Source organism: Stutzerimonas stutzeri (assembly GCF_013522825.1).
Lineage (GTDB): Bacteria > Pseudomonadota > Gammaproteobacteria > Pseudomonadales > Pseudomonadaceae > Stutzerimonas > Stutzerimonas stutzeri_AK.
In genome coordinates this window covers 1-23,508 of sequence record NZ_JAAMQZ010000035.1, presented here as the reverse complement: position 1 = coordinate 23,508, position 23,508 = coordinate 1, and the positions used below count along the sequence as shown (strand labels likewise).

The 23,508-nt window shown below is 62.4% G+C and carries 25 protein-coding genes; 18 read left to right on the top strand and 7 right to left on the bottom strand.

Going from position 1 to position 23,508, the window contains the following annotated elements; genetic code table 11:
• Window positions 1-16: 16 nt before the first annotated feature.
• From moaC to moaE, 3 genes are read left to right on the top strand one after another with little or no spacing between them, the layout of a single operon-like run.
• Complete coding sequence (gene moaC, locus G7020_RS18660) at window positions 17-487, top strand: cyclic pyranopterin monophosphate synthase MoaC (RefSeq protein ID WP_181086639.1); 471 nt, start codon at window positions 17-19, stop codon at window positions 485-487.
• Window positions 484-732: a MoaD/ThiS family protein gene (locus G7020_RS18655; protein WP_181086638.1), complete on the top strand. Its 249-nt coding sequence runs from the start codon at window positions 484-486 to the stop codon at window positions 730-732. Before moaC ends, G7020_RS18655 begins: the two co-directional genes overlap by 4 nt.
• Window positions 733-734: 2 nt before the next feature.
• Window positions 735-1,187, top strand: coding sequence for a molybdopterin synthase catalytic subunit MoaE (moaE, locus tag G7020_RS18650; RefSeq protein WP_181086637.1), 453 nt, complete (start codon window positions 735-737; stop codon window positions 1,185-1,187).
• Between the two features lie 17 nt (window positions 1,188-1,204).
• On the opposite strand, the gene G7020_RS18645 is transcribed toward moaE, so the two are convergent.
• The 4 genes from G7020_RS18645 to G7020_RS18630 all read right to left on the bottom strand — a co-directional run bounded on the left by G7020_RS18645 (window position 1,205) and on the right by G7020_RS18630 (window position 4,880).
• Entirely contained in the window at window positions 1,205-1,372 is a 168-nt protein-coding gene (locus G7020_RS18645) for a hypothetical protein (protein WP_181086636.1), read from the bottom strand.
• Between the two features lie 134 nt (window positions 1,373-1,506).
• On the bottom strand, window positions 1,507-2,925 hold the full coding sequence (rhlB, locus tag G7020_RS18640; RefSeq protein ID WP_181086635.1) for an ATP-dependent RNA helicase RhlB: 1,419 nt from the start codon (window positions 2,923-2,925) through the stop codon (window positions 1,507-1,509).
• Window positions 2,926-3,056: 131 nt separating this feature from the next.
• Window positions 3,057-3,992 (bottom strand): GGDEF domain-containing protein, encoded by a 936-nt coding sequence (locus G7020_RS18635; RefSeq protein ID WP_181086634.1) that lies wholly within the window; start codon window positions 3,990-3,992, stop codon window positions 3,057-3,059.
• A gap of 231 nt (window positions 3,993-4,223) precedes the next feature.
• The gene (locus G7020_RS18630; RefSeq protein WP_181086633.1) at window positions 4,224-4,880 is read right to left on the bottom strand and encodes an alpha/beta hydrolase; all 657 of its coding nucleotides are present in this window, start codon (window positions 4,878-4,880) and stop codon (window positions 4,224-4,226) included.
• A 345-nt stretch (window positions 4,881-5,225) separates the two neighbouring features.
• Here G7020_RS18630 and G7020_RS18625 point away from each other — a divergent pair, with 345 nt between their 5' ends.
• The 6 genes from G7020_RS18625 (at window position 5,226) to G7020_RS18600 (ending at window position 13,931) form a co-directional block, all read left to right on the top strand.
• A complete protein-coding gene (locus G7020_RS18625) occupies window positions 5,226-6,254 on the top strand; it encodes an amino acid ABC transporter substrate-binding protein (RefSeq protein ID WP_181086632.1) in 1,029 nt (342 codons plus the stop codon).
• 87 nt (window positions 6,255-6,341) lie between these two features.
• Window positions 6,342-7,526, top strand: a complete 1,185-nt coding sequence (locus tag G7020_RS18620; RefSeq protein ID WP_181086631.1) for an amino acid ABC transporter permease — start codon at window positions 6,342-6,344, stop codon at window positions 7,524-7,526.
• A 10-nt stretch (window positions 7,527-7,536) separates the two neighbouring features.
• The gene (locus tag G7020_RS18615) at window positions 7,537-8,634 is read left to right on the top strand and encodes an amino acid ABC transporter permease (RefSeq protein ID WP_181086630.1); all 1,098 of its coding nucleotides are present in this window, start codon (window positions 7,537-7,539) and stop codon (window positions 8,632-8,634) included.
• 9 nt (window positions 8,635-8,643) lie between these two features.
• Entirely contained in the window at window positions 8,644-9,408 is a 765-nt protein-coding gene (locus tag G7020_RS18610; protein ID WP_181086629.1) for an amino acid ABC transporter ATP-binding protein, read from the top strand.
• Window positions 9,409-9,499: 91 nt separating this feature from the next.
• On the top strand, window positions 9,500-13,396 hold the full coding sequence (gene purL / locus G7020_RS18605) for a phosphoribosylformylglycinamidine synthase (protein ID WP_181086628.1): 3,897 nt from the start codon (window positions 9,500-9,502) through the stop codon (window positions 13,394-13,396).
• 217 nt (window positions 13,397-13,613) lie between these two features.
• The gene (locus tag G7020_RS18600) at window positions 13,614-13,931 is read left to right on the top strand and encodes a YqfO family protein (RefSeq protein WP_181086627.1); all 318 of its coding nucleotides are present in this window, start codon (window positions 13,614-13,616) and stop codon (window positions 13,929-13,931) included.
• A 130-nt stretch (window positions 13,932-14,061) separates the two neighbouring features.
• On the opposite strand, the gene G7020_RS18595 is transcribed toward G7020_RS18600, so the two are convergent.
• Window positions 14,062-14,562 (bottom strand): L,D-transpeptidase family protein, encoded by a 501-nt coding sequence (locus G7020_RS18595; protein ID WP_181086662.1) that lies wholly within the window; start codon window positions 14,560-14,562, stop codon window positions 14,062-14,064.
• Window positions 14,563-14,812: 250 nt separating this feature from the next.
• Between G7020_RS18595 and G7020_RS18590 the strand changes: the two genes are divergently transcribed.
• Genes G7020_RS18590 through purT form a run of 4 tightly spaced genes read left to right on the top strand, consistent with a single transcriptional unit; the run spans window position 14,813 to window position 17,364 of the window.
• Window positions 14,813-15,427 carry a CoA pyrophosphatase gene (locus tag G7020_RS18590; protein WP_181086626.1) on the top strand — a complete coding sequence of 205 codons (615 nt, stop codon included), beginning with the start codon at window positions 14,813-14,815 and terminating at the stop codon, window positions 15,425-15,427.
• A gap of 5 nt (window positions 15,428-15,432) precedes the next feature.
• Window positions 15,433-15,957: a gamma carbonic anhydrase family protein gene (locus G7020_RS18585; RefSeq protein WP_181086661.1), complete on the top strand. Its 525-nt coding sequence runs from the start codon at window positions 15,433-15,435 to the stop codon at window positions 15,955-15,957.
• Window positions 15,957-16,151 (top strand): DUF1289 domain-containing protein, encoded by a 195-nt coding sequence (locus G7020_RS18580; protein ID WP_181086625.1) that lies wholly within the window; start codon window positions 15,957-15,959, stop codon window positions 16,149-16,151. Before G7020_RS18585 ends, G7020_RS18580 begins: the two co-directional genes overlap by 1 nt.
• 28 nt (window positions 16,152-16,179) lie before the next feature.
• Window positions 16,180-17,364 carry a formate-dependent phosphoribosylglycinamide formyltransferase gene (gene purT, locus G7020_RS18575; protein ID WP_181086624.1) on the top strand — a complete coding sequence of 395 codons (1,185 nt, stop codon included), beginning with the start codon at window positions 16,180-16,182 and terminating at the stop codon, window positions 17,362-17,364.
• On the opposite strand, the gene G7020_RS18570 is transcribed toward purT, so the two are convergent.
• Both G7020_RS18570 and G7020_RS18565 read right to left on the bottom strand, forming a co-directional pair.
• On the bottom strand, window positions 17,359-18,651 hold the full coding sequence (locus G7020_RS18570; RefSeq protein WP_181086623.1) for a CNNM domain-containing protein: 1,293 nt from the start codon (window positions 18,649-18,651) through the stop codon (window positions 17,359-17,361). The genes purT and G7020_RS18570 overlap by 6 nt on opposite strands.
• 10 nt (window positions 18,652-18,661) lie before the next feature.
• A complete protein-coding gene (locus G7020_RS18565; RefSeq protein WP_181086622.1) occupies window positions 18,662-19,462 on the bottom strand; it encodes a cytochrome C assembly family protein in 801 nt (266 codons plus the stop codon).
• 255 nt (window positions 19,463-19,717) lie between these two features.
• Between G7020_RS18565 and ffh the strand changes: the two genes are divergently transcribed.
• The 5 genes from ffh (at window position 19,718) to rplS (ending at window position 23,328) form a co-directional block, all read left to right on the top strand.
• The gene (ffh, locus tag G7020_RS18560) at window positions 19,718-21,094 is read left to right on the top strand and encodes a signal recognition particle protein (RefSeq protein ID WP_181086621.1); all 1,377 of its coding nucleotides are present in this window, start codon (window positions 19,718-19,720) and stop codon (window positions 21,092-21,094) included.
• Between the two features lie 286 nt (window positions 21,095-21,380).
• Entirely contained in the window at window positions 21,381-21,632 is a 252-nt protein-coding gene (gene rpsP / locus G7020_RS18555; protein ID WP_021208322.1) for a 30S ribosomal protein S16, read from the top strand.
• Between the two features lie 5 nt (window positions 21,633-21,637).
• Window positions 21,638-22,174, top strand: coding sequence for a ribosome maturation factor RimM (gene rimM, locus G7020_RS18550; protein WP_181086620.1), 537 nt, complete (start codon window positions 21,638-21,640; stop codon window positions 22,172-22,174).
• Between the two features lie 5 nt (window positions 22,175-22,179).
• Window positions 22,180-22,932 (top strand): tRNA (guanosine(37)-N1)-methyltransferase TrmD, encoded by a 753-nt coding sequence (gene trmD, locus G7020_RS18545; RefSeq protein WP_181086619.1) that lies wholly within the window; start codon window positions 22,180-22,182, stop codon window positions 22,930-22,932.
• 45 nt (window positions 22,933-22,977) lie between these two features.
• On the top strand, window positions 22,978-23,328 hold the full coding sequence (gene rplS / locus G7020_RS18540) for a 50S ribosomal protein L19 (protein ID WP_181086618.1): 351 nt from the start codon (window positions 22,978-22,980) through the stop codon (window positions 23,326-23,328).
• Window positions 23,329-23,508 lie beyond the last annotated feature (180 nt).

Here is a 23,508-nt window from a genome sequence, read left to right as displayed (position 1 = left end):
AAACGCAGGAGTGACCATGCTTACTCACCTCGATTCCCACGGTCGCGCCAGTATGGTCGACGTTACCGACAAGGCTGTTACCGCACGGGAGGCGGTGGCGCAGGCGCGGGTGCGGATGCTGCCGCAGACCTTGCAGATGATCGAACAGGGTGGCCATCCCAAGGGCGATGTGTTCGCCGTGGCGCGCATTGCCGGCATCCAGGCGGCGAAGAAGACCCATGAACTGATTCCGCTCTGCCATCCGCTGCTGCTGACCAGCATCAAGGTCGAGTTGCAGGCGGACGGCACAGACGCTGTCCTGATTCGCGCCACCTGCAAGTTGGCCGGGCAGACGGGGGTGGAAATGGAGGCGCTGACCGCCGCCAGCGTGGCTGCGCTGACCATCTACGACATGTGCAAGGCGGTGGACAAGGGCATGATTATCGAAGCTGTACAGCTGCTGGAAAAGCGCGGCGGCAAGAGTGGTGATTGGCAGGTGCAGGCATGATTTCGATCCAGTATTACGCCCGTTATCGGGAAACACTTGGCACCGATGGCGAGCGTCTGCCGTGGGATACGACTTTTGCCAGTGTGGATGACGTGCGCCGGCATCTGCTGGCGCGTGGGGATGATTGGGCCGTGCTCGGCGAGCAGAGCCTGATGTGCGCCCGCAACCAGGAGCTGTGCGGCCTCGACGAGCCCGTGAGCGACGGCGATGAGGTGGCCTTCTTCCCGACCGTGACCGGAGGTTGAGCATGGGTGTTCGTGTTCAGCAGGCAGCCTTCGATCCTGGCGCCGAACTCAATGCCCTGCATGCGGCCAACCTGGGTATCGGCGCGGTGGCCGGGTTCGTCGGCTACGTAAGGGATTTCAACGACGGGCAGGAGGTCGCCGGGATGTTCCTCGAACATGCGCCGGGCATGACCGAGAAGGCCCTGGCGAAGATCGTCGAAGAGGCCGAACAGCGCTGGCCGCTGCTGCGGCTGGACGTGTTGCACCGGGTCGGGGCGCTGGAACCGGGCGAACCCATCGTCTTCGTCGGCGCCGCCAGTGCCCATCGCGAGGCCGCGTTCGATGCCTGCCGCTTCGTCATGGACTACCTGAAGACGCGAGCGCCGTTCTGGAAAAAGGAAGCCACGGCGCAAGGCCCGCGCTGGGTCGAAGGCCGTGAAAGCGACAAGAGTGCCGCCCGCCGCTGGGACAGCTGAGTACCCGTTCGGGCCGATCAATAATTGAGCGTGATGTACAGCTTGAAGCTGATGGTGGAGAACATCAGCAGCACGCCAACGGCCAGCAGAGCGATGCCCCAGTTCTTGTCACGGTAGTTGTAGCCGAGGCCCAACAGAGCGAAGCCCGTTCCGATCAGGATGATCAGCCAGTCGATATGTTGCATGGGCAAACTCCGTTTCTTCCTAGGATGTGCCGAATGTAAGGCTTTTGGCTTTCGAAGTGATGACCTCTGTCAGCGTGAAGCCGGCCAGGCGGATGGATGCAGGAAGGCGAATGCGCATTCCTGCATTTGTGTCGTCAGCGAGAGCGGGGGACAGGAGTCAGAAGTTCGGCGGGCGGCATTTCGCAACTGATCTTGCGTCCGAGCAGCGCCTCGATGGCGGGCAGGGCGAAGGCGTCGTCCTCACCGGCGAAGCTGATGGAGGTGCCGCTGGCGCCCGCGCGGCCGGTACGCCCGATACGGTGTACATAATCGTCCGGTACTTCCGGCAGGGTGAAGTTGATCACGTGGCTGATGCCATCGACGTGGATGCCGCGACCGGCCACATCGGTGGCCACCATCACGCGAATCTTGCCTTCGCGGAAGCCTTCCAGCGCGCGGATGCGCTTGTGCTGCGGCACGTCGCCGGACATCTGCACGGCGCTGATGCCGTCGCGGGTCAGGCGTTCCTCGATGCGCCGCACTTCGTCCTTGCGGTTGGCGAAGACCATCACCCGGCTCCAGTCGTTCTGGGTGATGAGGTTGTAGAGCAGCTTGTACTTGTCGCTTCCCGCCACGGCATAGACGTGCTGCTCGACGGTTTCGCTGGCGACGTTGACCGCCTCGATCTCGACGATGGCCGGGTCGGTGGTCCACTGCTTGGCCAGGTTCATCACGTCCTCGGTGAAGGTCGCGGAGAACAGCAGGGTCTGGCGTTCGCTCTTGGGCGGGGTCTGACGGATGATCTGCCGGACCTGCGGAATGAAACCCATGTCGAGCATGCGATCCGCCTCGTCGAGCACCAGCACCTCGACCATGTCCAGATGCGCCTCGCCGCGCTGGTTGAAGTCCAGCAGGCGTCCCGGCGTTGCCACCAGGATGTCGCAATAGCGTGATTCCAGCGCCTTGAGCTGCTTGTCGAAGTCCATGCCACCAACGAAACTCATCACGTTCAGGCCGGTGTACTTGGTCAGGTCCAGCGCATCGTTGGCGATCTGCACCACCAGTTCGCGGGTCGGCGCGATGATCAGCGCGCGCGGCTCGCCCATGTAGCGCTCCTTCGGCGGTGGCGTTTCCAGCAGCTGGGTGATGGTGGAAATCAGGAAGGCGGCGGTCTTGCCAGTGCCGGTCTGTGCGCGACCGATGGCGTCGCGACCCTTAAGGGTGAAGCCCAGCACCTGCGCCTGGATCGGGGTGCAGTAGGGGAAGCCCAGATCCTGTATCGCGTGCATCAGTTCGGGGGAAAGCTTGAAGTCATGGAAACGGGTCTTGCCTTGCGCAGGCTCGACCACGAAGTCTTCCAGCTTCCAGGCCGGAGCGGGTGGCGCGTCGGGTTTGCGCGTGCGGTCGCGGCGTGGCTTGGTGACTGTCACCGGCTTCTCGGCGTGTTCGACCGTTGGTGTTTCGCGCGGCTCACTGTAATGGGGGGCGGCATCATTCCGGGTGTCGCTGGCAGGTTGCGCGGCGGACAGTTCAGCCGGGCTTTTACCAAATATTTTCTTGAGTGCTTTGAGCACGGTCTTCTCGTCTGGTTGTCAAGGTTCGCCCGCCAGTGTAATGCAAGAAGCAGGCAGGGCGAAGAGCTGCACCTGCCGGGCGCAACGGTTCGTGCGGTTGCACGGGGTTTGCTGGCGGCAGGCTGCTGGAATCAGCCGCAAACACGGTTTCGTCCGCTCTGCTTGGCCTGATAAAGCGCCTGATCGGCCCTGTCGATCAGGGCTTCCAGGTTGTCCTGGGGCTGCATGAGGGCAATGCCGAGGGAAATCGTCACGCCCGACAGCGTGCCCAGCGGCGAGCGGAACGAGGCGCGGCGCGCCAGGCTCAGGCGCAATCGCTCCCCTACCTTGCGGGCCTGTGGCAGGGGCATGCCGGGAAGCAGGATCACGAATTCTTCGCCGCCATAGCGCACCAGGCTGTCAGCCGGGCGCAGCAGTTTGCCCAGTGTATCGACGACAAGACAGAGCGCATGGTCGCCGGCCAGATGGCCATACAGATCGTTGTAATCCTTGAAATGGTCGACATCGAGCATGATGAGCGACAGGGGGCGGTCGTTGAAGGCGCAGCGGGTGCTTTCGCGGTTGTAGATATGTTCCAGCCGGCGCCGGTTGAAGGCCCCGGTGAGGGTGTCGATGTTGGCGTTCTGCTCGCTGTTGATGATCAGTCGGTCGCTCAGCCGAACACGCTGGCAGAAGAGTTCGACCAGATTCTGCATCAGTTGTGGCGAACGCGACAGCAGGGACATCGAACGACTGTGCAGGCGCAGCATCAATGAAGACTCAAGGCTGATGACCCAGGCGGAGGGCGGCAGGTTGTCGATGAAACTGATTTCGCCGGCGCAGTCGCCGGGGCCGATGACCCGCACTGGCTGACTGTCGAGCGAATCCAGATGAACCGCCAGTTCGCCGTCCAGCAGCAGATAAAGATAGTGGTTGGGTTTGAGTGGCGACAGCAGCACCTCGCCCGCTTCGGCCAGGCAGGGCTCGCAAGTCTCCTGCAGCATGAGCAGGCAGCAATCGTCGAGATGATCGAACAGGCGCACCTGCTGCAGGTGCTTCCATTCGGCCCGCCACTCGGCGGTTATCATGACGACCACATGCGTCTGGATGAGATTTTCGCCATGGCTATCTCGCACGCCTGGTAACGGCAGATGGGCCGGCTTCTTCTGGCCGCGATGAGCGCTGTCCGGGCAGGCGCATCGAGTTTTTTCTACTCCCCGTTTCAAGCGTAGCCGCAATCCGCTGTTCGGATAGCCGAGCAGCGGGAATTATTGCGTGAAGCGGCACTTATTGCGTGAAGCGGCACTTGTCGAAGGGCTTCAGCCCAGCCGGGCGGCCAGCCAGTCGCCGATATCGTGGATCTCGCCCGGCAGCACTTCATGGGCCATCGGGTATTCCTTCCACTGCGCCTGCACGCGGTTCTGCAGCAGGCATTCATAAGCGGCACGGCCCATGAAGGGAGGCACCACGTCATCCCGGCTGCCGTGCAGGCAGAGCACCGGCAGGTCTGCCTGCAGGGGCGAGAGCTTGAGGTCGTCGCCGAAGGTGGGCGCATAGGTGGACAGCGCCAGTACGCCGCCCAGCGGTCCGGCCCAGCGCAGGAAGGCGGTGTGATAGACCACGGCGCCGCCCTGGGAGAAGCCGGCGAGGAAGATGCGTCGGGGATCGATGCCGCCGTCACGCTGCGCCTCGATCAGCTCGATGACGCTCTGTGCCGACTGCTCCAGTTGTGCCTGGTCGATGGCGCGCGCGGGGCTCATGGCCTGGATGTCGTACCAGCTCGGCATCGCCCAGCCGCCATTGATGGTCACCGCGCGGGTCGGCGCCTGGGGCAGCACGAAGCGCGTGCGCAACAGGCGCTGCTGCAGGGCTTCGGCTACCGGCTGGAAATCGTAGCGGTCGGCGCCCAGGCCGTGCAGCCAGATGACACAGGCGTCGGCAGCCTGTGCCGGTTCGATGATCAAGGGGTCGCTCATGTGGGGCTCCGTCTGATGGCCTGCACCGGCCTGGTGCGAACGGCGGGAAAAGTTGCTCGCAGGTTGCAATAAGAGGTTGCAGTGGCAGGCGGCGAGATTACCCCTTGTTGGCCTTTCCCTGAAGTCTGCGCCCGCATTCCGGGTGTTTGGCATGGCTGGTACGCCGCTTGCTTCATGCCTTTCCGGCTGCTGCGCCGATACCACCGCACGTCTGCGAACTTGCGTATCGGGAGGGTTGCCGATCAGCCATCGGCGACTAGACTCAGGTCAGGCTCTTCTGTCACTCAGTTGATTGACACCCCGGAAGACCCGACCCCGCAGAATAAAAACAAACTGGAGGTTTCGATGATCAGGGCTAAATCCACACTGACCGTGCTGGGCGCCGCGATGCTGTTGAGTGTTGGCGGCCAGGCGCAGGCAGGGGCGACTCTGGATGCGGTGAAGAGCAAGGGTTTCGTGCAGTGCGGCATCAGCGATGGGCTACCGGGCTTTTCCTACGCCGATGCCAAGGGGCAGTACAAGGGAATCGACGTGGACGTCTGCCGCGCGGTTGCGGCTGCGGTATTCGGTGATGCCGACAAGGTCAGGTTCAGTCCCCTGACCGCCAAGGAGCGCTTTACCGCGCTGCAGTCCGGCGAGATCGACGTGCTGTCGCGCAACACCACCTGGACCAGCTCGCGGGATGCGGCGATGGGGCTCAATTTCACCGGCGTGACCTACTACGACGGCCAGGGTTTTTTGGTGAACAAGGAGCTTGGCGTGTCCAGTGCCAAGGAGCTCGATGGCGCCACTGTCTGCATCCAGGCCGGTACCACCACCGAGCTGAATCTTTCCGACTACTTCCGCAGCAACAGCCTCAAGTACACGCCCATCACCTACGACACCTCGGACGAGAGCGCCAAGTCGCTGGAGTCCGGTCGTTGCGACGTGCTCACCTCCGACCAGTCCCAGCTCTATGCCCAGCGCATCAAGCTGGCCAAGCCGGACGACTACGTGGTGCTGCCGGAAGTCATCTCCAAGGAACCGCTCGGTCCGGCGGTGCGCCAGGGCGACGAGGAGTGGTTCGATATCGTGCGCTGGTCGCTGTTCGCCATGCTCAACGCCGAGGAACTTGGCGTGACGTCAGCGAACGTCGAGGAAACCGCGAAAAACACCAAGAACCCGGATGTCGCACGCCTGCTCGGCGCTGAGGGCGAATACGGCAAGGATCTGAAGCTGCCGAAGGACTGGGCGGTGCAGATCGTCAAGCAGGTCGGCAACTACGGCGAGATCTTCGAGCGCAACGTCGGTGCCGGCAGCGAGCTGAAAATCGAACGCGGCCTGAATGCACTCTGGAACAACGGAGGTTTGCAGTACGCACCGCCGGTGCGTTGATCGAGCAGGGCCGGCATGAGCAGGCCCTGTTTCAAGGACGAGCGACGCCGGTAAGTGTGTACCAGCGTCTCCGTATGAGGTTTCCTGATGCGAACCATCGCCAAATCGGGAGCAGCGCGTGGTTCGCTGCTCAGGGATCCGCAGGCGCGTGCCTGGCTGTTCCAGGTCATCGCCGTCATTACCGTCGTCGCAATCGGCTGGTTCCTGTTCCACAACACCCAGGCCAATCTGGCCCACCGGGGCATCAATTCGGGCTTCGGCTTTCTCAATAATGCCGCCGGCTTCGGCATTCCGCAGCACCTGATCGACTACAGCGAAAGCGACACGTACGGTCGGGTGTTCTGGGTCGGCCTGCTCAATACGCTGCTGGTCAGCGTGATCGGCATCATCCTGGCGACCCTTATCGGCTTCACCCTGGGGGTGGCACGGCTGTCGCCGAACTGGCTGATCCGTCAGATCGCCACCGTCTATATCGAGATCTTCCGCAACATCCCGCCGCTGCTGCTGATCTTCTTCGTCTACTTCGCCGTGCTCAGCCCCTTGCCCGGCCCGCGCAACAGCCTGAGCCTGTGGGACGTCATTTTCATCAACAATCGCGGCGTGCAGATGCCCGCGCCCAGTGCGGGCGAGGGCTTCTGGCCGTTCTGGATGGCGCTGTTCCTGGCGCTGGCGGCCATCGTCCTGCTCAACCGCTGGGCGCGCGCCCGACGGCATGCCACCGGGCAGCCCTTTCCGGTGTTCTGGATCAGCCTCGCTCTGTTTATCGGGCTTCCCTGGCTGGGTTCGCTGCTGTTCGGCGGGCCGTTCCTCTGGGAGGTTCCCGAACTGCAGCGCTTCAATATTCGCGGCGGCTGGGTGGTGATTCCCGAGCTGGTGTCCATCGTGCTGGCGCTTTCCATCTATACGGCGGCCTTTATCGGCGAAACCGTGCGCGCCGGCATCCAGTCGGTGAGCCATGGCCAGACCGAGGCGGCGGCATCCCTGGGGTTGCGACCGGGACGGGTGCTGCGGCTGGTGATCGTGCCGCAGGCGCTGCGCGTGATCATTCCGCCACTGACCAGCCAGTACCTCAATCTGGCGAAGAACTCTTCGCTGGCCGCTGCCATCGGCTACCCGGACATGGTCTCGCTGTTCGCCGGCACGGTGCTCAACCAGACCGGACAGGCCATCGAAACCATGGCCATCACCATGAGCGTGTACCTGGCCATCAGCATCAGCATTTCGCTGCTGATGAACGGGTACAACAAGCGCATCGCGCTGATCGAACGGTGAGGGCGCACGCATGACCACTCATACTTTCAAGCCTGACCTGCCGGCCCCGTCACGCAACATCGGCGTGGTCGGCTGGCTGCGCAGCAATCTGTTCTCCAGCTGGTTCAACACGCTGCTCACTCTGCTGGGGCTCTACCTGATCTGGCTGATCGTGCCGCCGATCATCGACTGGGCCATCATCAAGGCCGACTGGACCGGCGAAACGCGGGCCGATTGCAGCCGGGAGGGCGCATGCTGGGTGTTCGTGCAGACGCGCTTCAGCCAGTTCATGTACGGCTTTTACCCGACTGAATTGCGCTGGCGCGTGGACGCCGCCGCCTGGCTGGCGGTACTCGGCGCAGCGCCGCTGTTCTTCCGGCGGATGCCGCACAAGGTGCGTTACGGCATCGTCTACCTGCTGCTCTATCCGCTCGTGGCCTACTGGTTGCTGCACGGCGGCTTCCTCGGTCTGGAAACGGTGCCGACCTCCCGCTGGGGCGGACTGATGCTGACCATCGTGATCGCTGCCGTGGGCATAGCCGGTGCCTTGCCACTGGGCATCCTGCTGGCGCTGGGGCGACGTTCGGACATGCCGGCGATCCGCGTGCTGTGCGTCACCTTCATCGAGTTCTGGCGTGGCGTGCCGCTGATCACCGTGCTGTTCATGTCCTCGGTGATGCTGCCGCTGTTCCTGCCCGAGCAGATGAACCTCGACAAGCTGATGCGGGCCATGCTGATGGTGATCTTCTTCGAGGCCGCCTATATCGCCGAAGTGGTGCGCGGTGGCCTGCAGGCGATACCCAGGGGTCAGTACGAAGCGGCTGCGGCGATGGGGCTGGGCTACTGGCGGAGCATGATCCTGGTGATCCTGCCGCAGGCGCTGAAGATGGTCATTCCCGGCATCGTCAACACCTTCATCGCGCTGTTCAAGGACACCAGCCTGGTGATCATCATCGGCCTGTTCGACTTCCTCAACAGCATCAAGCGCGCTACCGCCGACCCGGCCTGGCTTGGCATGTCCACGGAAGGCTATGTGTTCGCAGCACTGGTCTACTGGATGTTCTGTTTCGGCATGTCGCGCTATTCCATGCATCTGGAGCGCAAGCTCGACACCGGCCATCGGCATTAGGAGAAGTACATGAGCGATATATCTCGGCAGGAACAGGCCGCTGAACCGGTCATTCAGATGCAGGGCGTGAACAAATGGTTCGGCCAGTTCCATGTACTCAAGGACATCGACCTGAACGTCAGCCAGGGTGAGCGCATCGTGCTCTGCGGTCCCTCGGGCTCGGGCAAATCGACCACCATTCGCTGCCTCAACCGTCTTGAGGAACATCAGAAGGGTCGCATCGTGATCAACGGTGTGGAGCTGACCAACGATCTCAAGCACATCGAGGCGGTTCGCAGCGAAGTCGGCATGGTTTTCCAGCACTTCAACCTGTTTCCGCATCTCACCGTGCTGCAGAACTGCACGCTGGCGCCCATGTGGGTGCGCAAGCTGCCCAGGCGGCAGGCCGAGGAAATTGCCATGGATTACCTGGCGAAGGTGCGTATTCCCGAGCAGGCCGACAAGTTTCCAGGGCAACTGTCCGGCGGCCAGCAGCAGCGCGTGGCCATCGCCCGTGCGCTGTGCATGAAGCCGAAGATCATGCTGTTCGACGAGCCCACCTCGGCGCTCGACCCGGAAATGGTCAAGGAGGTGCTGGATACCATGATCCGACTGGCCGAAAGCGGCATGACCATGCTCTGCGTAACCCACGAGATGGGTTTTGCCCGCACCGTCGCCGACCGGGTGATCTTCATGGACAAGGGCGAGATCGTCGAGCAGGCCGACCCGCACGTGTTCTTCAGCAATCCGGTCAATGAGCGGACGAAACTGTTCTTGAGCCAGATATTGCATTGAGGTGGGCGGCAACTCGCTGGCTGCCCCTTGACCGCCGTCATGGGCTAGAATACGCGCCCCGACTGCTCCCCTCTTCGAGGCTGTTCCGACGATGTTGATTCTGCGCGGCGCTCCCGCTCTTTCCGCCTTCCGTCACGGCAAGCTCCTGACACAACTGACCGAGAAGGTCTCCGCCGTGAGCGGGTTGTATGCCGAGTTTGCCCATTTCGCCGAAGTAACTGACACGCTGGACGCAGATGAGCAGCAGGTTCTTGACCGATTGCTGAAATACGGCCCGAGCGTACCCGTGCAGGAGCCGATGGGCCGGCTGTTCCTGGTGGTGCCGCGTTTCGGCACCATCTCGCCCTGGTCGAGCAAGGCCAGCGATATCGCCCATAACTGCGGTCTGGACAAGATCCAGCGCCTGGAGCGCGGCATCGCCTTCTACGTGCAGGGCGAACTGTCCGAAGGCGATGCGCAACTGATCGCCGCCGCGCTGCATGACCGCATGACCCAACTGGTGCTCGAACGCTTCGAAGACGCCGCCAACCTGTTCAGCCACGCCCAGCCCAAGCCGCTGACCGCGGTGGACGTACTGGGCGGCGGTCGCGCCGCGCTGGAGCAGGCCAACATCGAGCTGGGCCTGGCGCTGGCCGATGACGAGATCGACTATCTGGTGACCAGCTTCACCGGCCTGGGGCGCAACCCCCACGACATCGAACTGATGATGTTCGCCCAGGCCAACTCCGAGCATTGCCGGCACAAGATTTTCAACGCCAGCTGGGACATAGACGGCGAGAGCCAGGACAAGTCCCTGTTCGGCATGATCAAGAACACCTACCAGATGCACTCCGAAGGCGTGCTCTCGGCCTACAAGGACAACGCCTCGGTGATCGTCGGCCACGAGGCCGGGCGCTTCTACCCCAATCCCGAGACCGGCGAGTACGCGGCGACCCGCCAGCCGGTACACATCCTGATGAAGGTGGAAACCCACAACCATCCGACCGCCATCGCGCCGTTCCCCGGCGCGGCCACTGGTTCGGGCGGCGAGATCCGCGACGAAGGTGCCACCGGTCGCGGCTCCAAGCCTAAGGCCGGGCTGACCGGTTTCACCGTCTCCAACCTGAACATTCCGGATTTCGTGCAGCCCTGGGAAAAGCCCTACGGCAAGCCCGAGCGCATCGTCACCCCGCTGGACATCATGATCGAAGGCCCGCTGGGCGGCGCGGCGTTCAACAACGAATTCGGTCGCCCAGCGCTGGCCGGCTATTTCCGGACCTTCGAGCAGCGCATCGAAACCCCGCGCGGCGAAGAGGTGCGCGGCTACCACAAGCCGATCATGCTGGCCGGTGGCCTGGGCAATATCCGTGAAGACCATGTGCAGAAGGGCGAGATCTCGGTCGGCGGCAAGCTGATCGTGCTCGGCGGCCCGGCGATGCTGATCGGCCTGGGTGGCGGCGCGGCGTCCTCCATGGCCACCGGCGCCAGCTCGGCGGACCTGGATTTCGCCTCGGTGCAGCGCGACAACCCGGAAATGGAGCGCCGTTGCCAGGAAGTGATCGACCGTTGCTGGCAGCTGGGCGAACAGAACCCGATCAAGTTCATCCACGACGTCGGTGCCGGCGGCCTGTCCAACGCCTTCCCGGAGCTGGTCAACGACGCTGGTCGCGGCGGTCGTTTCGAGCTGCGCAATGTTCCCAATGACGAACCCGGCATGGCGCCGCACGAGATCTGGTGCAACGAGTCCCAGGAGCGCTACGTGCTCTCGGTGGACGCTGGCGATTTCGAGCGTTTCAAGGCCATCTGCGAGCGCGAGCGCTGCCCCTTCGCTGTGGTCGGTGAGGCCACCGAAGAGTTGCATCTGACCGTCGCCGACAGCCATTTCGGCAACACGCCGGTGGACATGCCGCTCAACGTGCTGCTCGGCAAGACGCCGCGCATGCACCGCAGCGCCAGCCGCGAAACCGAGCTGGGCGATGATTTCAGCGCGGCCTCGGTCTATCTGGATGAGGCCGTCGCCCGCGTGCTGCGCCATCCAGCGGTGGCCAGCAAGAGCTTCCTGATCACCATCGGCGACCGCAGCATCACCGGCATGGTGGCGCGCGACCAGATGGTCGGACCCTGGCAGGTGCCGGTGGCCGACTGCGCCGTGACCACCACCAGCTACGACGTCAACACCGGCGAAGCCATGGCCATGGGCGAGCGCACCCCGCTGGCGCTGCTCGATGCCCCGGCCTCGGGACGGATGGCCATCGGCGAGACGCTGACCAACCTCGCTGCTGCGCGCATCGAAAAACTCTCCGATATCAAGCTGTCCGCCAACTGGATGGCCGCCGCCGGCCACCCGGGCGAAGACGCGCGGCTGTACGACACGGTCAGAGCAGTCGGCATGGAGCTCTGCCCGCAGCTGGGCCTGACCATTCCGGTGGGCAAGGACTCGATGTCGATGAAGACCCGCTGGGACGAGGAGGGCGCCGAGAAGAGCGTCACCTCGCCGATGTCGCTGGTCGTCTCCGGCTTCGCGCCGGTGCTCGACGTGCGCCAGACCCTGACGCCGCAGCTGCGCCTGGACAAGGGCGCCACCGACCTGATCCTGATCGACCTGGGCCGTGGCCAGAACCGCATGGGTGGCTCGATCCTGGCTCAGGTGTACGGCAAGCTCGGGCGTCAGGCGCCGGACGTCGACGATGCCGAAGACCTGCAGGCGTTCTTCGCGGTGATCCAGGGCTTGAACGCCGATGGCCTGCTGCAGGCCTACCACGACCGCTCCGACGGCGGCCTGCTGACCACCGTGCTGGAAATGGCTTTTGCCGGCCACTGCGGATTGAACCTGAATCTCGACGGCCTGCTGGACGATGCCGATGAAGTGCCCGCCGTGCTGTTCAACGAAGAGCTGGGCGCGGTGATCCAGGTGCGTCAGGACGACACCGAGATCGTCCTGGCGCAGTTCAGCGCCGCCGGCCTCGGCGATTGTGTCGCGGTGATCGGCCAGCCGATCAACAACGGCTACATCTCGATCCGGCTCGCCGGCAACGAGGTCTTCAGTGGCGACCGCCGCCTGCTGCAGCAGCAGTGGAGCGAAACCAGCTACCGCATCCAGCGCCTGCGCGACAACGTCGACTGTGCCGACCAGGAGTTCGATGCCCTGCTGGAAGAGGACAATCCCGGCCTCAGCGCGAAGCTCAGCTTCGACGTCAACCAGGATATCGCCGCGCCCTATATCAAGCGTGGCGTGCGCCCGCAGGTGGCGGTGCTGCGCGAGCAGGGCGTCAACGGCCAGGTGGAAATGGCGGCGGCGTTCGACCGCGCCGGCTTCGCTGCCGTGGACGTACACATGAGCGACATCCTCTCCGGACGCATCAGCCTGGAAGACTTCAAGGGTCTGGTGGCCTGTGGCGGTTTCTCCTACGGCGACGTGCTCGGTGCCGGTGAGGGCTGGGCCAAGTCGATCCTGTTCAATGCCCGTGCGCGAGATGGCTTCCAGGCCTTCTTCGAGCGCAGCGACAGCTTCGCCCTCGGCGTATGCAACGGCTGCCAGATGATGAGCAACCTGCACGAGCTGGTGCCCGGCAGCGAGTCCTGGCCGCACTTCGTGCGCAACCGCTCGGAGCAGTTCGAGGCGCGTGTGGCGATGGTCCAGGTGCAGGAATCGCCGTCGATCCTCCTCCAGGGCATGGCCGGTTCGCGCCTGCCGATCGCCATCGCCCACGGCGAAGGGCATGCCGAGTTCTCCAGCGCCGTGGCGCTGCAGGCCGCCGATCGCTCCGGCACCGTGGCCCTGCGTTACGTGGACAACCACGGCAAGGTCACCGAGCGTTATCCGGCCAACCCCAATGGCTCGCCGCTGGGAATCACCGGCCTGACCAACCGTGACGGTCGTGTGACCATCATGATGCCGCACCCGGAGCGGGTATTCCGCGCCGTGACCAACTCCTGGCGCCCTGATGAGTGGCAGGAGGACGGCGGCTGGATGCGCATGTTCCGCAATGCGCGGGTCTGGGTGGACTGAGGTCGACACCCCGCTGAAGCAAAGCCCGGCAGCGTGCAAGCGCTCCGGGCTTTTTCATGGTTGCGAGCGGGTAGCTTGCAGTTGCTGAACCCGGCGATTGCGGCAGCGTCGAACATTGACCCCCGGCAGAAAATGCCGGGTCTGCTTTTGGGACACTTGCGCTTTTTTGAGCGATCTGCCTGCTTCGTCTCGTTCGAAGTTTCTTGTGGAGATACTGATGTACAAGCTCTGTTTCTACGTGCCGGAGAGCCATCTGGAAGAGGTCAAGGATGCAGTGTTCGCCGCGGGTGGCGGGCGTATTGGCGACTATGATCGCTGCAGCTGGCAGGTGCTCGGGCGTGGCCAGTATCGGCCTCTGGAAGGCAGCCAGCCGTTTCTTGGCCAGGAGGACCAGGTGCAGTTGGTTTCGGAATGGAGGGTGGAGCTGGTGGTCGCCGACGAACTGATCCATGACTGCGTCAAGGCGCTCAAGCAGGCGCACCCCTATGAAACGCCGGCATTCGATGTCTGGCGTTTGTCGGATATGGTCTTTTAGGCGCAGCGCCCACTCCGTTTGGCCCTTCCGTGCATCGATTGCCGGATTGCGCCTTCGGCTCGTACGGCCTGGCTCTGGAGGGCCGAACCTGTTCGGTCGTTTACCAATGCCTGGCCGAATGAATTCAGCCCTACGGTCTGATTTCGATCAGCGTGCCGTCTTTCACCAGGTTCCACACCTCACGCATATCATCGTTCTTCAGGGCGATGCAGCCTTCGGTCCAGTCGAGGGTATGGAAGAACCACTCGGGATATTCCTCATCCAGTGGCGTGCCGTGGAGCATGATCATGCTGCCCGGCGATGCGCCTTCGGCGCGGGCGCGGGCCAGGTCTTTGGCGTTCGGGTAGGATATGTGCATCGCCAGGTTGAACTTGTCCGAGGTCTTGCGCCAGTCGATCCAGTAGAGTCCCTCAGGGGTGCGCTGATCGCCTTCGCGTTGCTTGGGACCGGGTTGCTTGCCCAGCGAGACGCGATAGCTTTTCAGCGTGACGCCACGGCTGATCAGATGCAGCTGGCGTTCCGATTTGACCACCAGGACCTTGTCGATGAAGGCGCCGTCCAGAGCCGGTACAGCTGTCGCATGTGACAGCACGGCAAAGGTGAGGCAGGAAATCGCTAACAGCCAGCGCATTCGGTATTTTCCCCGGTATTGGTATTGCATCAGGCCTTTGTCCGACGCGGGCAGGACGGCTGCAGCCGGTCGACTAGGGCGTATTCTAGGGGCTTTTCCCGCTTTGCTGCGAGCCGCGTTGTGCTGAACTAGACAAGGCCTGTCTGCTTTCGGCAAGCGGTTGCTGCCGCTGTGTATTTTGGCTTTTCCTGTCTTGGGCGCCTCGGTGATCCATGCCATGATGCCGGTCAAATACGCAAAGAGATTTTTCATGCTGGACACTATTCTCCGACGAGTGCGCGACTACTCTCCGCACCTTCTGGAGCCGGAAGGCCGGCTGCCCGAAGCAGCAGTGCTGATGCCGGTTACCCGCAGTGAATCGCCCGAACTGGTGCTCACGTTGCGTGCCAGCGGGCTGTCCACCCACGGAGGTGAAGTGGCGTTCCCCGGCGGTCGCCGCGATCCCGAAGACCATGATCTGGCGCATACCGCGTTGCGCGAGGCCGAGGAGGAAGTGGGGCTGGCGCCAGGCATGGTGGAGATCGTCGGGCCGCTCAGTAGCCTGATTTCGCTGCATGGCATCCACGTCACTCCCTATGTCGGCATCGTGCCGGACTATGTCGAGTACCGCGCCAATGATGCCGAAATCGCCTCGGTGTTTTCCGTGCCCCTGGATTTTTTCTGCCAGGACCCGCGTGAGGTCACTCATCGTATCGATTACCAGGGCAGCGCCTGGTATATCCCGTCTTACCGTTATGGCGAATATCAAATCTGGGGGCTGACGGCGATCATGGTCGTCGAGCTGGTCAACCTGGTGTACGACGCCGGGATCGAGATGCGTCGGGCGCCGGCTTCCTATATCGACCTGACCAACAAGAAGAGGTGATGGCTGTGAAATATCGTCTGGGCGAGTCCCGTGTTGAAACGCATCCGCAAAGCTGGGCGGCGCCAGGCGCCACGCTGATCGGCAAGATTCGCCTGGATGCCGGCGCCAGCGTCTGGTTCGGCGCGGTGCTGCGTGGCGACAACGAGCTGATCCATATCGGCGAGAACAGCAACGTTCAGGACGGCAGTGTGCTGCATACCGACATGGGCCATCCGCTGACGCTGGGTACTGGCGTCACCGTGGGCCACAACGCCATGCTGCATGGCTGCAGCGTCGGCGATTACAGCCTGATCGGCATCAATGCGGTGATCCTCAACGGGGCACGGATCGGCAAGTACTGCATTATCGGCGCCAACACCCTGATTCCCGAAGGCAAGGTCATTCCCGATGGCTCGCTGGTGGTTGGCTCGCCCGGCAAGGTGGTGCGCGAGCTGACTGAAGAGCAGAAGAAAATGCTCGAAGCCAGCGCCGCGCATTACGTGCAGAATGCCCAGCGCTATGCGCGCGATCTGGTAGAGCAGGGCGATTGATGTCGTCCCCCGTCGAGAAACCGGTCGCTTCGCCCTGTGTAAGCATCTGCGCGCTGGATGAGACGGATGTCTGTATCGGTTGCCAGCGCCACGTCGACGAGATCATTCGCTGGAGTCGGCTGAATAACAGCGAGCGGCGTGAAGTGCTGCTGCGTTGCCATGAGCGGGCCCGCGAGCGCGGTCAGCTGTTGTAACCATTCACATCCGTAAACGAGGAAAATCATGCCACGAATCGGCACTCCGCTGTCTGCCAGCGCTGTTCGCGTCCTGCTGTGTGGTTCCGGCGAGCTGGGCAAGGAGCTGGTGATCGAGCTGCAGCGTCTGGGCGTCGAAGTCATCGCCGTGGATCGCTACGCCAACGCGCCGGCCATGCAGGTCGCGCACCGTCATCATGTCGTCGATATGCTCGACGGCGCAGCGCTGCGAGCGATCATCGAGCAGGAAAAACCGCACTATATCGTCCCCGAGATCGAGGCCATCGCCACTGCGACACTGGTCGAGCTGGAAGCCGAAGGCTTTACGGTGATTCCTACCGCGCGGGCTGCGCAGCTGACCATGAACCGCGAGGGCATTCGCCGCCTGGCCGCCGAAGAGTTGGGGCTGCCGACTTCGCCGTATCGCTTTGCCGACTCACTGGAAGACTGCCGCAGCGCCGCGCTGGCCATCGGCTTTCCATGTCTGATCAAGCCGGTCATGAGTTCCTCTGGCAAAGGACAGTCAGTGCTGCGCAGTGAAGCGGATATCGACACGGCCTGGAACTATGCCCAGGCCGGCGGGCGCGCCGGCAAGGGCCGGGTGATCGTCGAGGGCTTTATCGATTTCGATTACGAAATCACCCTGCTGACGGTGCGCCATGTCGGCGGGACCACATTCTGTCAGCCGGTGGGGCACCGCCAGGAAAGGGGCGATTACCAGGAATCCTGGCAGCCGCAGCCGATGAGCGCGGGCGCCATGGCCGAGGCCGAACGCATCGCGTTGGCGGTCACCGAAGCGCTTGGTGGGCGTGGCGTGTTTGGTGTGGAATTGTTCGTCAAGGGCGATCAGGTCTGGTTCTGCGAGATTTCGCCACGGCCTCACGATACCGGGCTGGTGACGCTGGTTTCCCAGGATCTGTCCGAATTCGCCCTGCATGCGCGGGCCATTCTCGGTCTGCCGATCCCGACCATTCGCCAGTTCGGTCCGTCGGCGTCTGCCGTGGTGCTGGTGGAGGGCGAGAGCGAACAGGTCAGCTTCGGCAATCTGGCCGCCGCACTGGCCGAGCCGGATACCGCGCTGCGCCTGTTCGGCAAGCCGGAGGTCAACGGTCAGCGGCGAATGGGTGTGGCCCTGGCGCGGGATGAATCCATCGAGGCGGCACGGGCGAAGGCGTTGCAGGTCGCAACGGCAATCGATACGCAGCTGCTATAGCTGTTCGGTGTCGTCGGATGCCGCTGTGGCGTCTCCGGCGACCCAGGCCCGCACGCTTTTCACCCGATTGTCGGCGGCCTGGAGGATTTCCAGCCGATATGACCCGATCTGCAGGCAGATGCCGCTGTCGGGAATCTGTTCGAGGGCTTCGGTGATCAGGCCGTTGAGTGTCTTGGGGCCGTCGCAGGGCAATTGCCAGCCGAGGGCGCGGTTGATTTCGCGCAGGTAGGCGGCACCATCGATGACCAGTGTGCCGTCATCCTGCGGGTGGATGTCGGGGCTGCGCAGGGCGTCCTGGTTACTGAATTCGCCGACGATCTCTTCGAGGATGTCTTCCAGGGTGACGATGCCCAGTACGTCGCCGTACTCGTCGACGACGATGCCGATGCGCCTTTTCTGCTTCTGGAAGTTGAGCAACTGGGTCGAGAGCGGAGTGTTCTCGGGTATGAAGTAGGGGGCGGTGCAGGCTTCGAGCAGATTGTCCTTGGTCAGCTGGTCGTGGCTGAGCAGGCGGGCGATCTGCCGCATGTGGACGATGCCCTGGACCTGGTTGATGTCCTTGTGGAACACCGGCAGGCGTGTGTGCGGTGTGGTGCGCAGCTGGCCGACAATGGTTTCAAGGTCGTCTTCGAGATCGATGCCGGTGACCTCGTTGCGCGGAATCATGATGTCGTCGACGGTGACGCGCTCCAGATCGAGGATGCCGAGCAGCATGCTCTGGCGATTCATCGGCAGATCACTGCCGGACTCGCGCACCACACTGCGCAGCTCTTCGGTTGACAGGCTGTCGGTGCCTTTCTTGGAGGGGTCCACGCCAAGCAGTTTGAGCAGGCCGTTGCTGATCCAGCCAAGCAGTGCTACCAGCGGATACAGCACTTTCTGCAGCATCAGCAGCGGCAGGCTGACCGGATAGGCGATGGCTTCGGGACGCAGCGCTGCCAGCGTCTTGGGCGTGATTTCGCCAAAGATCAGAAGAATGATAGTCAGGCCGATGGTCGCAATGGCGATCCCGGCTTCGCCCCAGAGCTGCATCGCCAGCACCGTTGCAATCGAGGAAGCGAGGATGTTGACGAAGTTGTTGCCCACCAGAATGGTGCCGAGCAGGCGGTCCGGCCTGGACAACAGGTCGATGGCGCGTCTGGCTCCGCGATGGCCCTCTCTGGCCTGATGCCGGAGGCGATAGCGGTTGAGGCTGAGCATTCCGGTTTCCGAGCTGGAAAAAAATGCAGAGCACAGAAGCAGGAAGATCAGTAAACCGACCAAAAAGCCGGGGTGTAGACTATCCACAAGACTGCCTTCAGATATGCAGGATGAATTCGCGGACCAGCTTGCTGCCGAAGTAGGCCAGCATCAGCAGACAGAAGCCGGCGAGCGTCCAGCGAATGGCTTTGTAGCCGCGCCAGCCGAGTCGGTGGCGCCCCCACAACAGCAGACCGAAGACAACCCAGGCGATGACCGACAGCAGTGTCTTGTGCACCAGATGCTGCGCGAACAGATTGTCTAGAAACAGCCAGCCGGTGATCAGTGAAGCCGACAGCAGCAGCCAGCCGGCCAGCAGAAAGCCGAACAGCAGGCTTTCCATGGTTTGCAGCGGTGGGAAATTCCTGATCACGCCTGATGGATGCTTGTGCCTGAGATGGTGATCCTGCAGGAGCAGCAGCAAGGACTGGAAGACGGCGATGGTCAGCATGCCGTAGGCCAGGATGGAAAACAGGATATGCGCGAGAATGCCCGGCTCTTCGCTGATCGCGGGTGCCGTGCCGGAGGGTGCGAACTGGGCGAAAAGCACTGTTAGGCAGCTCAGCGGGAATAGCAGCAGCAGCAGGTTCTCGACCGGCATGTGATACAGGGCGAGCAGGATCAGCAGCGTTACCGCTGCGGCGATCAGGCTCGAAGCAGTGAAGAAATCCAGATGCAGGCCGCTGGGCGAGAGCAGCTGGATAAAGAGGCTCGCGCTGTGGGCGATCAGTGCCAGCACGCCCAGAACAGCCAGCAAGCGCTTGTCCGGCGCGGAGCGTTGTGCCAGGCGCAGGCCTTGATATCCGGTTACGCCAGCGTAGAGACAGGCGGCAGCCAGGCTCGGTAGCAAAGGGTGCATAGTCTTTTAACGGGCTCGAAAGTTGCTGAGTGTGGCACAAACCCCTGGCGTGCAAAAGCATGGGAGCGGGGGCGAGTGGTCGCTGTGCCGGGCGAAGGCGGTTTCATGGGGATGGTGGCTGTGTGCCGGCCTTCGACGTGGCTGTCGAGGGTCGTTTGGCTATCTGCGGCAATAGCGGTGATGATGGGGTACCGGCACAGGGCTCGCAGCTTCTATAATCGCTTCCCTTAACCACATTCAGCGTGGAAATGGCTCATGTTTGAAAACCTAACCGATCGTCTCTCGCAAACGCTTCGCCATGTCACCGGCAAGGCCAAGCTGACTGAGGACAATATCAAGGATACCCTGCGCGAAGTGCGGATGGCGCTGCTCGAAGCGGACGTCGCGTTGCCGGTGGTCAAGGATTTCGTGGCCAGGGTCAAGGATCGGGCCGTGGGTACGGAGGTTTCCAAGAGCCTGACGCCAGGCCAGGCATTCGTGAAGATTGTCCGCGCCGAGCTGGAAGAGTTGATGGGCGCGGCCAACGAAGACCTCGATCTGAGCGTGGTGCCGCCGGCGGTGGTGCTGATGGCCGGTTTGCAGGGCGCGGGCAAGACCACCACGGTCGGCAAGCTCGCGCGCTTCCTGCAGGAGCGCAAGAAGAAGTCCGTGCTGGTGGTGTCGGCGGATGTCTATCGTCCGGCGGCGATCAAGCAGCTGGAAACGCTGGCGGCTGAAGTCGGCGCGACCTTCTTCCCCTCCGATATCAGCCAGAAACCGGTAGAGATCGCCCAGGCGGCGATCCGTGAAGCCAGGCTGAAGTTCATCGACGTGGTGCTGGTCGATACCGCCGGTCGCCTGGCCATCGATGCCGAGATGATGGCCGAGATCCAGGCCGTGCACGCGGCGATCAATCCGGCTGAAACCCTGTTCGTGGTCGATGCCATGACCGGTCAGGATGCCGCCAGCACCGCCAGGGCCTTCGGCGAGGCGCTGCCACTGACCGGCGTGGTGCTGACCAAGGTCGACGGCGATGCGCGTGGTGGTGCGGCGCTTTCGGTGCGGCAGGTTACCGGCAAACCGATCAAGTTCCTCGGCATGGGCGAGAAGAGCGATGCGCTCGAACCCTTCCATCCGGACCGTATCGCCTCGCGCATCCTCGGCATGGGCGACGTGCTCAGCCTGATCGAGCAGGCCGAACAGACGCTGGATCGGGAAAAGGCCGAGAAGCTCACCAAGAAGCTGAAGAAGGGCAAGGGCTTCGACCTCGAAGACTTCCGCGATCAACTTCAGCAGATGAAGAGCATGGGTGGTCTCGGCGGGTTGATGGACAAGCTGCCCTCGATCGGCGGCATGAACCTGTCCCAGATGGGTAACGCCCAGGGCGTGGCCGAGAAGCAGTTCAAGCAGATGGAGGCCATCATCAACTCGATGACGCCCGTCGAGCGACGCAACCCGGACATCATCAGCGGCTCGCGCAAGCGCCGCATCGCCCTGGGTTCAGGCACCCAGGTGCAGGACATCGGACGGCTGATCAAGCAGCACAAGCAGATGCAGAAGATGATGAAGAAGGTCACCGGCAAGGGCGGCATGGCCAAGATGATGCGTGGCATGGGCGGCATGTTCCCCGGTGGCGGGATGCCGAAATTCTAAAAGCAGCGGCAAGCTGCAAGCCATAAGCTTCAAGGAAAAGCGGGAAAGCGCTTGAGGTTGTTTCGGCGCCAGCCGCTACACTGATTCGCTTGCAGCTGTAGGTCGGGTCACGCTTCATCGACCCGACGAGCGGAGCCTCGGTGGATGTAAAAAGCGACATCCACCCTACACTGGCTTCCAGCTTGCAGCTTTTTCCTTTTACTCGTAAAATGCGCGGCCTTTCGGGCCATAGGCCCATTTTAAGTGTGTGCCTAAAGTTCGCACCGACTACAGGAACGATGTTCACATGGTAACTATTCGTCTCGCCCGTGGCGGCTCCAAGAAGCGCCCTTTCTACCACCTGACCGTGACCAACAGCCGCAACCCGCGCGATGGCCGCTTCGTTGAGCGTATCGGTTTCTTCAACCCGGTTGCTTCGGGTGCTGAAGTCAAGCTGTCCGTCAATCAGGAACGTGCCACCTACTGGCTGAGCCAGGGTGCACAGCCGTCTGAGCGTGTTGCTCAGCTGCTGAAGGAAGCTGCCAAGGCTGCTGCCTGAACCGCATGAACACGACGCCAGCCCCGGTCGAGGATTTGATCGTAATCGGCAAGATCGTTTCGGTGCATGGCGTGCGGGGTGACGTGAAGGTCTATTCCTTTACCGATCCCATCGACAATCTGCTGGGTTATCGCAACTGGACGCTCAGGCGAGGTGGCGAGGTCAAGCAGGTCGAGCTGGTCAAGGGGCGCCTCCAGGGCAAGATTCTGGTGGCTACGCTCGAAGGGTTGAGTGATCGGGAAGAGGCGCGTACCTACGCGGACTTCGAGATCTGCATTCCCCGCAGCGAACTGCCGTCATTGGCCGGCGACGAGTATTACTGGTATCAGCTTCAGGGTTTGACGGTCATCAACCAGCTCGGGCAAACGCTCGGAAAGGTCGACCATCTGCTTGAAACCGGTGCCAACGATGTCCTGGTGGTCAAGCCGTGCGAAGGCAGCCTGGATGATCGTGAACGTCTGCTGCCCTATACCGACCCCTGTGTATTGAAGGTCGATCTGGCGGCAGGCGAGATGCAGGTCGAATGGGACGCGGACTTCTGAGCGATATGTCCAGTCTGCGTGTAGAAGTCATCAGTCTGTTCCCGGACATGTTCGCTGCCGTGTGTGACTATGGTATTACCAGTCGCGCGGTGAAGCAGGGGCTGCTCCAGCTGCGATGCTGGAATCCGCGAGCCTATACCGAAGATCGCCACCAGACGGTGGATGATCGCCCCTTCGGTGGCGGTCCAGGCATGGTGATGAAGATCAGGCCGCTGGAGCTTGCACTGGCGGATGCCCGGCAGGCCGCTGGCGAGAAGGCGAAGGTGATCTACCTGTCGCCACAGGGGCGTCAGCTGAAACAGGCCGATGTCCGTGAGCTGGCGAAGGAAGAGAGTTTGATCCTCATCGCCGGGCGTTACGAAGGCATCGACGAGCGCTTCATTCAGGCGCATGTCGATGAAGAATGGTCGATTGGCGATTACGTGTTGTCCGGCGGTGAACTGCCGGCCATGGTGCTGATCGATGCGGTGACCCGACTGCTCCCCGGAGCACTGGGTCATGCTGATTCTGCCGAGGAGGATTCGTTTACCGACGGCCTGCTCGACTGCCCGCATTACACGCGACCGGAAGTGTATGCGGATAAGCGTGTTCCCGAGGTGCTGCTCAGCGGCAATCACGAACACATCCGGCGCTGGCGTTTGCAGCAATCCCTCGGAAGGACCTGGGAACGCCGTGCCGATCTTCTGGATAGCCGCTCGCTTTCTGGGGAAGAACAGAAGCTGCTGAAGGAATACATCCATCAGCGGGACGATAGTTAACGTATCGATGGCAGGCCGGAAGGGCTTGTCTCAGGAGCACACAGCATGACCAACAAGATTATCCAGGCGCTCGAAGCCGAGCAGATGACCAAGCAACTGCCTCCGTTCGCCCCCGGCGACACCGTGATCGTTCAGGTCAAGGTAAAGGAAGGCGACCGTGAGCGTTTGCAGGCCTTCGAAGGCGTCGTGATCGGCAAGCGCAACCGTGGACTGAACAGCGCCTTTACCGTGCGCAAGATCTCCAACGGCGTCGGTGTTGAGCGTACCTTCCAGACCTTCAGTCCGATGGTCGACAGCCTCAGCGTCAAGCGCCGCGGCGACGTGCGCAAGGCCAAGCTGTACTACCTCCGCGCGCTGTCCGGCAAGGCAGCCCGTATCAAGGAAAAGCTGTCCTGAGGACTGCTTCCCTTGCAAGAAAAAGCAGCCTTCGGGCTGCTTTTTTTTTGTCTGTGTCCCGTCCTGAATAAGGTTTACACCTTTCCCCCGAGAACCTGGAGACCTCGATGGATCAAGGTGTTAAGCGAACCCAGCGTGATTACTCACTGACTTTTAAATTGGCTGTGGTCGACCAGATCG